Source organism: Nocardioides limicola (assembly GCF_016827675.1).
Classification (GTDB): domain Bacteria; phylum Actinomycetota; class Actinomycetes; order Propionibacteriales; family Nocardioidaceae; genus Nocardioides; species Nocardioides limicola.
In genome coordinates this window covers 128,350-141,526 of record NZ_JAERJA010000003.1, presented here as the reverse complement: position 1 = coordinate 141,526, position 13,177 = coordinate 128,350, and the positions used below count along the sequence as shown (strand labels likewise).

Genomic DNA, 13,177 nt, shown 5'->3' with positions numbered 1-13,177 from the left:
GAACGTATATACGAATACAAGGCAGATCTGAGAGAATTTTCGGACGGTCAGAGCTCTGCTGCATGCCGCTCAACGTACGCGTCACCGCCGACAATGCTGTCGGGGTTGCGCTAGCTACTGGGCAGCGCACGGTGACCTTGTACCCCCCTCGTCTGCTCTTCGAGCTCCTTGCGGAGCGCGTCGGTGTCAACCCCTGCCTGGAGAAGGAGCGCTCGACCGGGGCTCTCGGCCTGCAGGATGCCGAGTAGGAGATGACCGGTGTGGATGCTCTTTCAAGCGGAGGCAGTCTTCGGCCCTGATGCACTGGAGCGGGCAGCCCGGGCCCCGGGTGGCCACATTCCGTTCACGCCGGATGCGAAGAAGGCGCTCGAACTAGCGCTATCCGAGGCGATTCGGTTGAAGCAGAACCGCCCGGAGCTGAGGCTCGATTCTCGGCACCGGGCATGCCCTGGCGCGAGCGTCACTCGCGGCGGCAAGACGCACGTGTTGACCGACGGTGGGTCGTGGCGCTGCTCGCAGCGCTGGGCTCAAGCCTGATGGGAGCCGGATCGGGCCAAGTCGGTCCACTTCGGTGCGAGGAGTGCTGAGGACGGTCGCATACTCCACCGCTGGCAGCGGCCGGAGGCAAACGCTGTGGGTTGGACCCATGCTTCAACTATCGTGCTGCCCGGAGACCAGCTCTCCGTCGTGCCGAACGATCAGGTGCGATGGGAAGAGGAAGCTCGAAGAGACTCGCCATCCATGGAGTGGGACCGATCCGCGGAGCTCGGTCCACGGCGGTTGCTCTTCGCGGTCGGGTCGGACGGTCGGCAGCGCTTCTACGACCTCGCCCTCCGAGATGGGTAGGGGACTTATGGCGGAGTGACGCGGGTTCGACAACGGACGGGGTTCTGGGACGAACGGTCACAGACCCTTCGTCTGGCGGGCACTGAGGTCGGTGCTGCCGTCAGATGAGGTTCGCTCCTCACTTCGAGATACGCTTGAGCGTATGGAGAAGACCTTGTCTCATACGTTTTACTGTATACTAAGGTGGAACCTTCATGTACTCTAATGCATGAAAGATCGGATTCTTCATACGTTGCAACGTATCTGAAAGGCGGTTTGGATGGTGTCCGACCGACTTCGAACCCAAGCTCGTGCGCGCGCGGCCCTCGACGAAAGGTTCGTGGCGTGGCGGCAACTGCCGGCGAAGGGCGCAAAGCCGCACGGCGGCTGGGTGCGTGCCATCCGTGAGGCGCTGGGGATGCGTGCCGATGATCTGGCTGAGCGCATGGGCGTCTCCCAGCCGAGCCTGACCAGGCTCGAGAGCAATGAACGAACGGGCAGCATCCGACTCGACACTCTGCAGCGGGCTGCTGACGCGTTGGAGTGTGACGTCGTATACGCCTTGGTACCTCGCCGCTCGCTGGAACAGATGGTCAACGAACGGGCGCGCACTCGTGCACTCGAGCGTCTGGGCCGGGTCGCTCACACGATGGCTCTTGAGGACCAGGCGCTCAGCAACGAGCAGCTTGAAAGGCGAGTCAGGGACCTCGCAGACATGTACCTGACGAGGCCGGGGCTCTGGAGCGCCAGCTCCGACAATCATTCAACGTCCGCTACACGGGCGGGGGCCTGAACATGAGCATGAGCATGAGCATCATGATGCTCATACTCATGCTCACGATCCTCACCCAGCTGCACGCCGGCGCTAACCGGCGAGCTCTAACGCCCTGGACGTGAAGGTGCTGACGGACCGGGGGGAGGAACCACCTGGCGCGACCCCGCTCGATGAAGAAGAGCTTGAGGGGCTCAAACAATCGTGGATCACCACGCGCGGCGACCTCAACGAAGCTGAGGCGGACAACATTCTGTCCGGGCAGAGCAAGTGGACCAAGCGGCGCAACACTCTCGACCGGATACTCGACGACAAGACCGTCCGCGACCTCCATAAGGACCTCTTCGGCCAAGTCTGGAGCTGGGCCGGCACCTACCGGCGCACCGAGAGGACCATCGGCATCGACCCGATCTACATCAGCGTCGAAGTCCGAAACCTAGTCGAGGACGCCAAGTACTGGTTCGCCGAGAACTCTGACCTGTCCATCGACGCCGCAGCCGTCCGGTTCCACCATAAACTCGTCGCCATCCACCCGTTCGCGAACGGTAACGGACGCCACTCCCGATTCATGACCGACCTCATTCTCAGAGCGCTCGGAGCGCCCGAGTTCACCTGGGGAGGCAGTCAGGGCAACGTCCTGAGCACCGCAACCGAGGTGCGGGCCAAGTACCTCGCGGCGCTGCGCGCAGGCGACGTCGGCGATTGCGAGCCGCTGCTTTCCTTCGTGCGTTCCTGAACTCTCGGCTTGGTCGAACTGGCGCTGTGAACCTGCGTCAAAGTGGGCGGGCGACGCAGCCGTTGTACGACGCGGCAAGGCAGGTGGGCGTGCTGCTGGGGGCGGGTGGCTGAGGGGCCGCTCCACGCGACGCCGGAACCGCGCACCACGAGCCGGCGTACACCCCCCAGGCGGGCCATGGCGGCTCACCGTAGCCGGGATTAGCGTGCCGAGAGAGCGGGATGGTCTCGCGGGAACGAGGATCGGTCATGATCAGGTTCTTCAGGAACAATGCCAAACTCATCGTCGTCGCCGCAGTGGCCATCTTGCTGGGGCTCTCTGCGCCGGCGGTTGGACACGGCGTACATGCGAAGTTCGCGCACAATGCCGACAAGGTGGACGGCAAGCACGCGGTGGGGGCGGGAGCCGGCGTCGCGAAGCGCCGGGGCAAGCTGGTGGCCACGAACAAGAGTGGGTACCTGCCCAACAACATCATCAAGCGGGCGCCGGACGCTGCCAGACTCGGTGGATTCACGCATGCGCAGATGTCGTCGATGCCGCTGCTGGTCCAAGGGGCAGGCGTCTCGGGGACTGCAACCGTGGGTTCGGGTGGGGTGAATCTCTCGGCAGGCAGCACCGGGGAGATGCGATTCGGGTTCATCGTGCCGCCCGACCACACGGAGGGGACGGAGCTGCACGCGGACATCGTCTATCGCGAGCACAGTTCGGGCGCCTGTTCGTGGCACATCTCCACCTCGGGTCTGGTCGGTCCGAACGAGCACCTTGGCGACATGGTTTCGCACAACGGTGCGTGGGCCTTCCCCGGACACACGGGCTGGCAAGGCACCATCCCCGTGCCGGCGGGCGGGTCCAACACGTTCAAGGCCACGTTCACCTGGCCCCACACGGATGCGCCGGGGAAGTACGTGCAGTTCGCTGTCCAGCGCAACGGTGGCAACGCGGCGGACACCTGCGGGGCCATCCAGGTGATGGGGGTGCAGATCCGCTACTAGCCGCCGCGCAGGATGGACGTCATCTTCTTCCCGCGAGCGAGTTCGTCGACAAGCTTGTCGAGGTAGCGGATCTTCTGCATCAGCGGGTCCTCGACCTCTTCGACTCGTACCCCGCAGACGACGCCGGTGATCAGGGAGGCGTTCGGGTTCAATCGGGCTGCGGCGAAGAACTCCTCGAAGGTTGTCTCCTGGGCCAGGTGGTCGGCCAACTCTGCGGCGTCGAAGCCGGTGAGCCACTCGATCACCTGGTCCAGCTCGGCCCGACTGTGCCCCTTGCGCTCCACCTTGGTCAGGTAGTGCGGATAGACCGAGGCAACGCTGGTGGTGAAGATCCTGCTCATTTCAGAAGGCTACCGAGAGGCAGGCGCGCCTGGGTGCGCATCGTCTGCCAGACCTCGTCCAGGTCGGCGAAGAAGGCACGCAGTTCCGCCACCGTGACGTCCACGCCGTCGACCTTCGGGTGTCGCAGCATCGCGTCCGCCACGACCAGCCCAGCGAGTCCACGGCTCACGCGAGCGCCTCCACTCGCGCGGGCACGTACTTGTGCCACGGCGTACCGGCGATGGGGTCGCGGTAGCGGCTGCTGGTCAGAGTGTTCAGCGGTACGCCGGTCACCACCGTCTGCCCGGACTCGTCGGGGTGGTCGACCCCGAGGCCGTTGGGCAGGGTGATGTGCCCGGGCTGGAGGGTGTCGGTCACTTCGACGACGGTTTCGGCGCTGCCGGTCTCGGTGACGACGCGGACCCGGCCGCCGGTCTCGACGCCGAGCCGGTCGGCGTCGGCGGGGTTGATCCGCAGCGCCCCCTGGCCGTCGCGGCGGCGCCATTCGGGGTCGCGGATGATCGTGTTGGCGGTGAACGCGCGGCGTTCGCCGGCGGCGAGGACGAACGGGTACTCCTCACTGGTCCAACTCGAGGGCGCCTCCCCGAGTCCGGCGAGGTCGTCGAGGAGTCCGGGGATGGCGAGGGTGAACCGGTCGCCGCGGACGTGGTCCCAGGCGTTGTCCCAGGTGTCGACGGTGAAGGTGACGCCGCTGCGCTGGGTGAGGATCGCGTCGAAGAGCTTCTCGCCGGGTCGGAGGCCTGGGCCGTCGAAACCGGCGCGGGCGACGGCGGCGGGGTGGGCGAGCGCGCACAGGTGCGAGGCGCCCCACAGGAACGCTGCCGCGGCGGCGTCGTTGGGCAGGGTGGGTCCGAGGGTTTCGTAGAGCACGTAGGCCGCCATCTTCATGAGCGACGGGTCGGCGGCCACGGCGGTGAAGAAGGCGAGCGCGAACACGTCCCGGCCTCGTTCGGCGGCCGCCCGCAGCCGCGTGATGACGGCCGGGTCGACCGCGCCGAGGGCGCGCAGCACCCGGGTGTAGATCTCGGCCTCGGGCAGCGTGCCGGGCAGTGGGTCGAGCAGCGGGGCGCGGAGCTGGAAGACGTTGCGCGGGAACTCGAAGTTGAAGAACGTCGCCTCCCACTTCTCGTACTGGGTGGCGGCGGGCAGCACGTAGTCGGCCAGCCGGGCGGTCTCGGTGAAGGCGATGTCGACGACCACCACGAGGTCGAGCGCGGCCAGCGCGTCCGCGAACCGGCCTGAGTCGGGCAGGGAGTGCGCGGGGTTGGAGGAGTCGATCCACATCGCCCGGAACCGGTCGGGGTGATCGGTGAGGATCTCGTCGGCGATGGAGTTGCAGGGGATCAGTCCGCCGATGATCCGGGCGCCGGTGACCGGGGTGGTCTTCGAGGCGCCGCCGCCGATTCCGACGGTTGAGCCGCCGACCAGCGGAGCCATCGGGTCCACGGCCAGCCTGGCCAGCCGAGCGAGTACGTCGTCGGGGACCGGCGTACGGGCGGCCAGGCCGACGGCGTGGCTGAGGCCGCCGGCGGCGAGCGTGGTGGCTCGCGCGGCGGCGGTCTTGGCGGCCCTCGCCGCGGGTGAGGGCGTGCTGCGGGGTTTGCCGCTGCCACCGCCGCCGATGCTGACCAGGCTGGAGTGCAGATACATGGTGCCGGGGCGGCCGAAGTTGCCGGTGAGGATCCACAGCAGCTTGTTGAGGTAGGAGGTGAGGGTGCTGTTGGGCGCCTGCTGGGTGCCGAGGTCTTCGTAGGTGGTGGCGGTGGCCGCGGCGGCGAAGCGTCGGGTGGCGGCGCGGATGAGCTCTTCGGGCACGCCGCACTTCTCGGCGTACTCGGCGACGGGGACCTGGCGCAGCAGCGGCAGCACCTGGTCGGCGCCGGTGGTGCGGGTGCTGAGGAAGTCGTGGTCGAGGAGGTCTTCTTGGACGAGTACGCCGAGCATCGCGGCGAGGCACCAGGCGTCGGTGCCGGGGCGGACCTGGAGGTGGTAGTCGGCCAGGTCGGCGGTCTCGGTGCGGCGGGGGTCGAGGACGATCATTGCCCGGTCGGGGTCGGCGGCGATCTCCTTGAGGGTGGGTCGGGTGCGGGGGAAGCTGTGGGACTGCCAGGGGTTCTTGCCGAGGAAGAGGACGACTTCGGCGTGTTCGAAGTCGCCCTTGGTGTGGCCGCCGTACAGCCGCCCGTCGACGTACATCTCGCCGGTCTTCTCCTGGGCGAGCGCGTTGGAGTAGTACTTGGTGCCCAGGGCGGCGCGCAGTGATTGGCCGTAGGCGCCGGGGAAGTGGTTGCCCTGGCCGCCGCCGGAGTAGAAGAAGATCTTGTCGCCGCCGTGCTGGTCCTTGACGGCGCTGAGTTTGGCGGCGATCTCGGCGATGGCGGTGTCCCAGTCGATCTCGTCGTAGCCGCCGTCGGCGTTGCGGCGCAGCGGCGAGGTGAGCCGGTCCCGGCTGTTCTGGTAGCGGTCCAGGCGCAGCGGCTTCTCGCACGTGTAGCCGGCGGAGGCGGGGTGCGCCTTGTCGCCGCGGATCTTGGCCAGCCGGCGGCCGTCGAGCTGGATCTCGAGGCCGCAGTTGCATTCGCAGAGGATGCAGGCGGACTTCTTCCACTCCGGGGCGGTGGGGGCTTCGGTCACGGCTCGCTCCTTGGGTGCGACGGGTGGGGGAGCGGCGCACTCCCGCGCGGGTAGATCGATTGGTCTACAGTAGAGCACGGATAGACCGGACGGTCTACCCTGGTGCAGCGAGAGGAGGTGGCACATCGATGACCGACGGTCCCCGCGAGCGCCTGTTGCGCAGCTCGATCGCGCTGGTCCGCGCCCACGGCGTGGAGGGCACCGGCCTCACCGAACTGCTCGAGCACTCCGGCACCGCCCGACGTTCGATCTATCAGCACTTCCCGGGCGGCAAGGACGAACTCATCGCCGCCTCCACCAGGGCGGCAGGCTCCTGGATGAAGCGGGTCCTGCAGGACGTGGGCGGCCAGGGCGACGTCGCCGCCGCGGTCACCCTGGTGATCACCGAGGTCGCCCGCAACCTCGAAGCCGAGGACTTCGCCCTCGGCTGCCCGATCGCTGCGGCTGCCTTCGCCGACTCACTCCCTGTGCGCGCCGCTGCCGCGGAGGCGTTCCACAGCTGGGCCGATGAGCTCAGCGCGGCCCTGGTCGCCGAAGGGCGCGAGGTAGCCGACGCCGAGTCGCTGGCGCGGTTCATCGTGGCCGCCGTCGAGGGGGCGCTGATGGTGGCCCGGAGTGCGCGGTCGACGCAGCCGTTGTACGACGCGGCGAGGCAGGTGGGGGTGTTGTTGGGGGCGGGTGGCTGAGGCTCTAGGTGCGGCGCCGGGCATGCCTTCTGTGCAAGCGTCACTCGCGGCGGAATGGGGCCATCGTCCGGAAGTAGTCGGACGGGCGACCTGGTCCGGCTGCTTCGTGCAGAGGCAGAAGGCCGAGGCCTATTGTTGCCACCGGCTACCCCGAACGATCCTGAGGCGATCTGGGGCGCGCTCCTGGCCGCAGAACAGAAACAGCAGGACAGACCACGCTCCGTACGCCGGCGATGGCGGCGCCGCAAGGAGGAAGTCTGCCCAAGGATTGACTGCCCAATCATCGCCATGATCGGGCTTCTGAGGCGCGCCAGCAAGCGAAACGACGCATCCCGCGGCTCGCGCCTCGCGGTCGCACCTCGCACCATGATCCCGGGCCATTGCCTAGGCACTACCTCCGCGACGCGGAGCCGACTCATACTCCGCTCCACCTTCGCTTGCTCGCCAAGCGATCATGCGCTCCGCTACGGCCACGCCAGCCAACGCGCTCCTCGCGCTCCTTCGCTTCCTCGACGTAGTCGGCGAGGCGGTGAGAGGACGTCGGCCCGTGGTCTCCTACCAACGCCCGGGATGGGTATAGGCGTCGTCGCGGAGGTCCCAGAAACTGTCCACAACTCTGCGCTCGACGTTCGCCATTGGAGGATCGTCCATCGGCACACAGTCCGCGTGGCCCTTGGGGCGCCTTCAGGTGGGAGCAGCGCACAACCGTCAGCAGCAGTGAGCCCTCGGGCGCTAGACCTGTTCACAGGTAAAGGCTGGTCAAGTACGTGGCGTTTCCAACCGCAAACTACGGCAGTCGTGCGAGACGCCCTACGCAAGCCCAGACGCCGCCTTTCTCGTTGCTCGTTTAACCTCGCCATTCTGTTGCGGAGTCTCCGCTCGGCTGTCACGCTAAGTAGGACGCCGATTTCATGAACTACTGGCGTTCGGGAGGGTGCTCGATTCCGACTCAGGTAAGGACAAAGTGATGACCAACTCGAATGAGCAGAAGTTTTCAGTAATGCTGGCCGATATCAAGGCGGATGAAGGCAACTATGATGCCTTCATCAAAGAGCCCCTGGTGTACCTCCAGAAGCACGGCGTAGACCTAGTAGCTCAGGAGGATCTAACACCTCCGGGGGCCTCCGTCCTGGCCAACTCAGCCGCGACCGACCGAGGGGTAAGTCTCCACGCTGCCCTGGCCGAGTCAGAGCAGCTGACCGTCAGTTGGGACTGGTGGGGCGTCACATTCACGATGAACGACACGCTGTGCAAGGACATCGCAGGTGGCGGAGCGACCATGGCCACGCTCTCAGGTCTGGCTGGCACGGTCATCACCAATGCGGGGCTTGTGACCGGTGGGCTGGCCACCGTTGCCGGCGCAGCAATCGCGGCGGTCCTGATCATCAAGGCAGCCGAGATCACCCTGGTCAATAACGGCAACGGTGTCTACTTCCCGATCTCTTGGGTGCAGTGGGCGCCGATCATCGCCATGGGCGGGGTGACGGGACCTGCGCTTATCGCTGCAGCCGCGTTGATCCACCCAATCCGGCTCTGATCGCTGCCGGGAGGAGAGTCCCCTGGGGTGTGACATCGACGAGAGCCACGCGCCGGGTGTCACCACGGCCGAGGCCAAGCGGATCAAGGAGCTCGAGCAGGAGAACCGCGAGTTGAAGCGGGCCAACGAGATCCAGAAGAAGGCCGCCAGCTTCTTCAGGGCGGAACTCGACCGCCAACACAAGAAGTAGTCGCGTTCATCGATGCCAACCGCGACGACGTCGTGGGCGGCAAGAAGCTCGGGGTCGAGTCCATCTGCAGCACCCTGTCCACGGCGGGCTGCAGGTGGCTCCGAGCACCTACTGCGCCGCGAGGTCCCGGCAGCCGTCGTTGCGCGCTCGGCGTGACGCGTTGCTGCGGTCGGCGCTCCGGGCGCTGTGGGAGGACAACTATCGGGCCTACGGGGCACGGAAGCTGCGGAAGGCTGCCACGCGAGCCGGCCACGATGCCGGCCGTGACCAGGTCGCCCGGCTGAGGCGTGCCGAGGGCATCGAGGGCGTCCGGCGCACCAAGCGGGTCCGCACCACCAGACCGGACCCGGCTGCAGCTCGGCATCCGGACCTGGTGAAGCGGAACTTCACGGCCACCGGGCCGGACCAGCTGTGGGTCACCGACCTGACCTTCGTGCCGACGTTCGCCGGGATCGCCTACGTCTGCTTCATCATCGACGCGTTCAACCGGATGGTCGTCGGGTGGCGGGTCCCGTCGAACATGCGCACCGAGACGGTGCTCGACGCGATCGGGATGGTCCGCTGGTCACGCGGCACCCAACTCAAGGGGCTTCGACCGGTTGAACTCGCCCAGTTCACCAGCCTGCGATAAAGGGAGCGGCTCGCCGAGATCGGCGCCATTCCGTCGATCGGCACCGCGGGCGACTCGTATGACAACGCGCTCGCCGAGACCCCGCTCGCGACGCTATGCCAGTTCTCTGTCGTGAGGGCACGAAGCGAGATGTTGAATCGAGCGCAGGCGCGGGGCATCTCTTGCCGACCGCGTGGCAACAGGGCGGTACGCGGGGCTCTGCCCGCCGGTCGCTGACGAGCAACTGCTCGCTTTCGTCCTGGACATCTACGCCGTCCTGATGACTCGCGGGATTCGAGAGACCTACCTGTACGTCGTGGGCAAGCTGCTGCGTGAGTACCAGAAGCGGCTGCCTGGGCTGACTGCCGAACACGTGGAGTTGGAAGCACCCCCGGGAGCGGCTGCTGCGCAGCTCGATCGCGCTGGTCCGCGCCCACGGCGTGGAGGGCACCGGTCTGACGGAGTTGCTCGAGCGCTCCGGCACGGCCCGACGTTCGATCTATCAGCACTTCCCGGGAGGCAAGGACGAACTCATCGCTGCCTCCACCAGGGCGGCAGGCTCATGGATGAAGCGGGTCGGAAAGGATGTGGGCGGCCAGGGCGCGCCGCTGCCGCGGAGGCATTCCACAGCTGGGCCGATGAGCTCAGCGCGGCGCTGGTCGCCGAAGGGCGCGAGGTAGGGGAGGCCGAGTCGCTGGCGCGGTTCATCGTGGCCGCTGTCGAGGGGGCGCTGATGGTGGCCCGGAGTGCGCGGTCGACGCAGCCGTTGTACGACGCGGCGAGGCAGGTGGGCGTGTTGCTGGGGGCGGGTGGCTGAGGCTCCGATGCTCGGCACCGGGCGGACTCTTGGCGAGAGCGTCGCTCACGGCGGATAGCCGCACTCCGGAGTTCCGTGGGCGTCAGTCGAGCGACCGCAAGCCTTCGGGCGCCGGGAACGGCAAGTCAAACGCCTCCGGCTGGGCCCCGACCACGGAGGCGCTGCCGAGTTCATCATCCAGAACGACTATGCGCGATGTACTTACCTCACTGATGCGGACGCGGCGCTCGCTGCCATCTGCAAGGCGTAGGACGTAGCGGTGGGCGAGGTAGCGGATGCCGAGCGATTCAATAGTTTCCTCTGCCTGCAACCAGTCAACCGGGACATCCGTACATTGGCGGCCCAGCAGGTCGACCACGTGGAAGGCGTCGCCCGAGGGCACCATCCAACCCACGCGCTCACCGTCGGAGCGCCGGTGTTCGATCCAATCGGGTGAGGGCACGGCTCGGAGTGTACGGACCGACGCAGGCAGAGCGCACCACGTTTCCCGAGCACAGACCGGGCCGTCACCGCCCCCGCACTTGCCGCCCCCACTCGGTGTGTTCGCGGAGGTCACCTTTCAGTACCTTTCCTCCCGGATTGCGCGGCAGAGGAAGGTCTCGAAGAGCGACGTACTGGGGCACCTTGAAGTCTGCTAGCCGCTGCTCCAAGTAGCCCAAGAGTTCCGTCACGTCGACGCCTGCAGGCCCCGGGACGATGACCGCACCCACCTTCTCGCCCATGACCGGGTCGGGAACGCCGACGACCGCCGCCTCCGCGACCCCGGGAGCCCCGGCCAGCGCGTTCTCAACCTCGACGCAGTACACGTTCTCGCCGCCTCGGTTGATCATGTCCTTGGCCCGATCGACGATGTACACCAGGCCTTCGTCGTCCACACGGGCAAGGTCTCCGGTTCGGAGCCAACCGTCCTGGAACGCCTGGGCCGTGGCTTCCGGCTTGTTCCAGTAGCCGGCCACGGTGTTCGGTCCGCGCAGGAGCAGTTCACCCACTCCGGTCACGGGATCCGGGTCGAGCAGCCGCAGGTCGACGACCGGAGCCCCGAAGCCGACGGAGTCGGCATGCTCGCTCGACCACTCGTGAGGCAGGTAGGTGGCGATCGAGGAAACCTCGGTCAGGCCGAAGCCGTTGCCGACCCGCGCGGCCGGGAAGCCGGCCTTGATCCGCTCGACCAGGGCGGGCGCGATCGGCGCACCGCCATAGGCGACGAGCGAGACGCGGCTCGTGTCGATCGCTGCAAAGTCTGGATGAGACAGCGCCAGCGCGTAGATCGCGGGCACCGATACGAGCACGTCGATCCGCTCGTCCACGATCGTGGCCAGGAAGGCGCGGACATCGAACACCGGGAGCACTACCGCCGCACCCCCCAGCGCCAGCTGCACGAGCAGTTGGGTGTTGCAGCCCGTCACGTGGAACAACGGCACCGAGATCAGGCTCCGCAGGGTGGGGCCGGCGCTCCGGTCCAGCGGCATGACCCGAATCGCGGTCTCGATGTTCGACAGGAAGTTCTCGTGGGTCGTGATCGCGCCCTTGGGAAAGCCCGTGGTGCCGCTGGTGTAGAAGATCGCCGCCGGATCGGACAACGCCAGGTCCTCGACGGCGTACGCCGGCCCGTCGGGCAGCACCACCTCCGGGCGGAACACGTACGCCGCGCCCGCGTCCTCGACCACGTAGTCGATCTCGGGCTCGGCGAACCTCGTGTTGACCGGGACGACTACTCCGCCGGCGAGCAGCGTCCCGAGGAAGGCGAGCACCCAGTCGGCGCCGGCAGGGAGAAGGATCGCCGCCCGGTCGCCACGCACGAGCCCGTGCTCATGCAGCCCTCCGGCGACCCGTGCGGCCCGCTCCCAGAGCTGCGCGTAGGTGTAGGTGTTGCCGCCGACCTCGACAATGGCATCCCGGTCCGGGTGTGCCTCCACGGACATCCGGACCGCCTCCACGAGCGACGCCGGAAGGCCGTCGTATCGCGCGATGCCGCTGGCATCTCGGGTGATCCCGGTCAGGTCGAACGGCCTGGTCAAGGACTCCCTCATCCGCAGTCACACCCCCGCCGTGAAGTGCTGACGCGGGTTGTCCACGAGCATCGTGGTGATCTGAGCGTCGCTGACTCCCTGCTCGCGGAGGGCGGGCAGGACGTCCTCGGAGATGTGTTGGTAGTTCCAGTTGGGCACCGCGGTGCTGAGTTGCGCCTGCGATTCCTCGCCAGAGAAGAAGTCCATGTAGCAGGACGCGTCGTGGGCGAGCACGATCCGATCGGCGTACCCCTCCTCGCACAGGGCGACAATCGTGCGCACCCGGTCGGCCGTCGAGTTGAAGACGTCGAGACCGAACCGGTCACAGCCGATCGTGGCCCCGGCATCCATGAGTTCGCGGAGGTAGTCGAGGTCATTGCTGTCGCCGGCGTGCCCGATCACCACTCTGGTGAGGTCCACCCCGTGCTTGCGGTAGAAGTCCAGGGCGATCAGTCCGGTCTTGGCGGCCGAATTGGTGTGCACGGTGATCGGGGCTCCCGTCCGCACATGGGCCTCGCAGATCGCCGTCTGGACTCGCAGCTGGTCCGGCGTCAGGCCGCGCTCCTCGATGACACCCTTGAGGAAGGCAGCCCGGACGCCGGTCTCCCCGATGCCTTCAGTGATGTCCTTCACGAACAGGTCTGTCATCGGCTCGGGCCCATCGAACAGCGCACCCGGTCCCCGGTAGTGGAAGTAGTGCGGGATCTCGTCGAAGGTGTAGAGGCCCGTGGCCACGATGATGTTGAGGTCGACGTCGGCGTTGACTCGCTGGATCCGGGGGATGTAGCGGCCGAGCCCGACCACCGTCGGGTCGACGATGGTGTCGATGCCGGCCGCCTTCAAGGCCCGAAGCTTCTCGACTGCGTCAGCGACCCGGAGCTCCTCGTCCCACCACTCGCTCCCATAGTTGGCCATCACGTCTGGCGTGAGCACGAAGACGTGCTCGTGCATCAGCGTGCTTCCGAGCTGGTCAACGGCCATCGGGCCGCGCACCGTGGCGACAGTGCCAGTTGTCATTGCTTGCTCC

The 13,177-nt window shown here is 67.1% G+C and carries 14 protein-coding genes and 1 pseudogene; 8 read left to right on the top strand and 7 right to left on the bottom strand.

The window, feature by feature from the left end:
- Positions 1 to 110: 110 nt before the first annotated feature.
- Complete coding sequence (locus JKG67_RS19180) at positions 111 to 236, bottom strand: Clp protease N-terminal domain-containing protein (RefSeq protein ID WP_372442057.1); 126 nt, start codon at positions 234 to 236, stop codon at positions 111 to 113.
- Between the two features lie 869 nt (positions 237 to 1,105).
- On the opposite strand from JKG67_RS19180, the gene JKG67_RS07825 reads away from it, so the two are divergent.
- The 3 genes from JKG67_RS07825 to JKG67_RS07815 all read left to right on the top strand — a co-directional run bounded on the left by JKG67_RS07825 (position 1,106) and on the right by JKG67_RS07815 (position 3,325).
- Complete coding sequence (locus JKG67_RS07825) at positions 1,106 to 1,618, top strand: mobile mystery protein A (protein ID WP_203336739.1); 513 nt, start codon at positions 1,106 to 1,108, stop codon at positions 1,616 to 1,618.
- 100 nt (positions 1,619 to 1,718) lie between these two features.
- Complete coding sequence (locus tag JKG67_RS07820; RefSeq protein WP_203336738.1) at positions 1,719 to 2,333, top strand: mobile mystery protein B; 615 nt, start codon at positions 1,719 to 1,721, stop codon at positions 2,331 to 2,333.
- 221 nt (positions 2,334 to 2,554) lie between these two features.
- Positions 2,555 to 3,325 carry a hypothetical protein gene (locus JKG67_RS07815; protein WP_203336737.1) on the top strand — a complete coding sequence of 257 codons (771 nt, stop codon included), beginning with the start codon at positions 2,555 to 2,557 and terminating at the stop codon, positions 3,323 to 3,325.
- Here the strand turns inward: JKG67_RS07815 and JKG67_RS07810 are convergent.
- The 3 genes from JKG67_RS07810 to JKG67_RS07800 are packed head-to-tail and all read right to left on the bottom strand — an operon-like array spanning position 3,322 to position 6,301.
- The gene (locus JKG67_RS07810) at positions 3,322 to 3,666 is read right to left on the bottom strand and encodes a DUF2200 domain-containing protein (protein WP_203336736.1); all 345 of its coding nucleotides are present in this window, start codon (positions 3,664 to 3,666) and stop codon (positions 3,322 to 3,324) included. The two genes, JKG67_RS07815 and JKG67_RS07810, sit on opposite strands and share 4 nt — an antisense overlap.
- Entirely contained in the window at positions 3,663 to 3,836 is a 174-nt protein-coding gene (locus JKG67_RS07805; RefSeq protein ID WP_203336735.1) for a hypothetical protein, read from the bottom strand. Before JKG67_RS07805 ends, JKG67_RS07810 begins: the two co-directional genes overlap by 4 nt.
- Positions 3,833 to 6,301, bottom strand: a complete 2,469-nt coding sequence (locus tag JKG67_RS07800) for a molybdopterin-dependent oxidoreductase (RefSeq protein WP_307816471.1) — start codon at positions 6,299 to 6,301, stop codon at positions 3,833 to 3,835. Before JKG67_RS07800 ends, JKG67_RS07805 begins: the two co-directional genes overlap by 4 nt.
- A gap of 128 nt (positions 6,302 to 6,429) precedes the next feature.
- On the opposite strand from JKG67_RS07800, the gene JKG67_RS07795 reads away from it, so the two are divergent.
- The 5 genes and pseudogenes from JKG67_RS07795 to JKG67_RS07775 all read left to right on the top strand — a co-directional run bounded on the left by JKG67_RS07795 (position 6,430) and on the right by JKG67_RS07775 (position 10,141).
- Positions 6,430 to 6,987, top strand: coding sequence for a TetR/AcrR family transcriptional regulator (locus tag JKG67_RS07795; RefSeq protein ID WP_203336733.1), 558 nt, complete (start codon positions 6,430 to 6,432; stop codon positions 6,985 to 6,987).
- 967 nt (positions 6,988 to 7,954) lie between these two features.
- Positions 7,955 to 8,524 carry a hypothetical protein gene (locus tag JKG67_RS07790; protein WP_203336732.1) on the top strand — a complete coding sequence of 190 codons (570 nt, stop codon included), beginning with the start codon at positions 7,955 to 7,957 and terminating at the stop codon, positions 8,522 to 8,524.
- Positions 8,525 to 8,555: 31 nt separating this feature from the next.
- Positions 8,556 to 9,426, top strand: a pseudogene (locus JKG67_RS07785) (IS3 family transposase); the annotation flags it as partial.
- Between the two features lie 260 nt (positions 9,427 to 9,686).
- A complete protein-coding gene (locus JKG67_RS19175; protein ID WP_372442056.1) occupies positions 9,687 to 10,004 on the top strand; it encodes a TetR/AcrR family transcriptional regulator in 318 nt (105 codons plus the stop codon).
- A complete protein-coding gene (locus JKG67_RS07775; protein WP_203337074.1) occupies positions 9,887 to 10,141 on the top strand; it encodes an LmrA/YxaF family transcription factor in 255 nt (84 codons plus the stop codon). Before JKG67_RS19175 ends, JKG67_RS07775 begins: the two co-directional genes overlap by 118 nt.
- A gap of 82 nt (positions 10,142 to 10,223) precedes the next feature.
- Here the strand turns inward: JKG67_RS07775 and JKG67_RS07770 are convergent, their stop codons facing one another.
- From JKG67_RS07770 to JKG67_RS07760, 3 genes are all read right to left on the bottom strand, one after another.
- Positions 10,224 to 10,583: a hypothetical protein gene (locus tag JKG67_RS07770; protein ID WP_203336730.1), complete on the bottom strand. Its 360-nt coding sequence runs from the start codon at positions 10,581 to 10,583 to the stop codon at positions 10,224 to 10,226.
- Positions 10,584 to 10,647: 64 nt separating this feature from the next.
- On the bottom strand, positions 10,648 to 12,159 hold the full coding sequence (locus JKG67_RS07765) for a class I adenylate-forming enzyme family protein (RefSeq protein ID WP_203336729.1): 1,512 nt from the start codon (positions 12,157 to 12,159) through the stop codon (positions 10,648 to 10,650).
- An 18-nt stretch (positions 12,160 to 12,177) separates the two neighbouring features.
- Positions 12,178 to 13,167 carry a phosphotriesterase family protein gene (locus tag JKG67_RS07760; protein ID WP_203336728.1) on the bottom strand — a complete coding sequence of 330 codons (990 nt, stop codon included), beginning with the start codon at positions 13,165 to 13,167 and terminating at the stop codon, positions 12,178 to 12,180.
- Positions 13,168 to 13,177: the final 10 nt, after the last annotated feature.

Excerpts from the sequence above, each read along its gene's own strand:
- JKG67_RS07825 (WP_203336739.1), top strand. The coding sequence starts at position 1,106 with ATGGTGTCCGACCGACTTCGAACCCAAGCTCGTGCGCGCGCGGCCCTC.
- JKG67_RS07815 (WP_203336737.1), top strand. The coding sequence starts at position 2,555 with ATGGTCTCGCGGGAACGAGGATCGGTCATGATCAGGTTCTTCAGGAAC.
- JKG67_RS07810 (WP_203336736.1), bottom strand. The coding sequence starts at position 3,666 with ATGAGCAGGATCTTCACCACCAGCGTTGCCTCGGTCTATCCGCACTAC.
- JKG67_RS07795 (WP_203336733.1), top strand. The coding sequence starts at position 6,430 with ATGACCGACGGTCCCCGCGAGCGCCTGTTGCGCAGCTCGATCGCGCTG.
- JKG67_RS07790 (WP_203336732.1), top strand. The coding sequence starts at position 7,955 with ATGACCAACTCGAATGAGCAGAAGTTTTCAGTAATGCTGGCCGATATC.
- JKG67_RS07775 (WP_203337074.1), top strand. The coding sequence starts at position 9,887 with ATGGATGAAGCGGGTCGGAAAGGATGTGGGCGGCCAGGGCGCGCCGCT.
- JKG67_RS07760 (WP_203336728.1), bottom strand. The coding sequence starts at position 13,167 with ATGACAACTGGCACTGTCGCCACGGTGCGCGGCCCGATGGCCGTTGAC.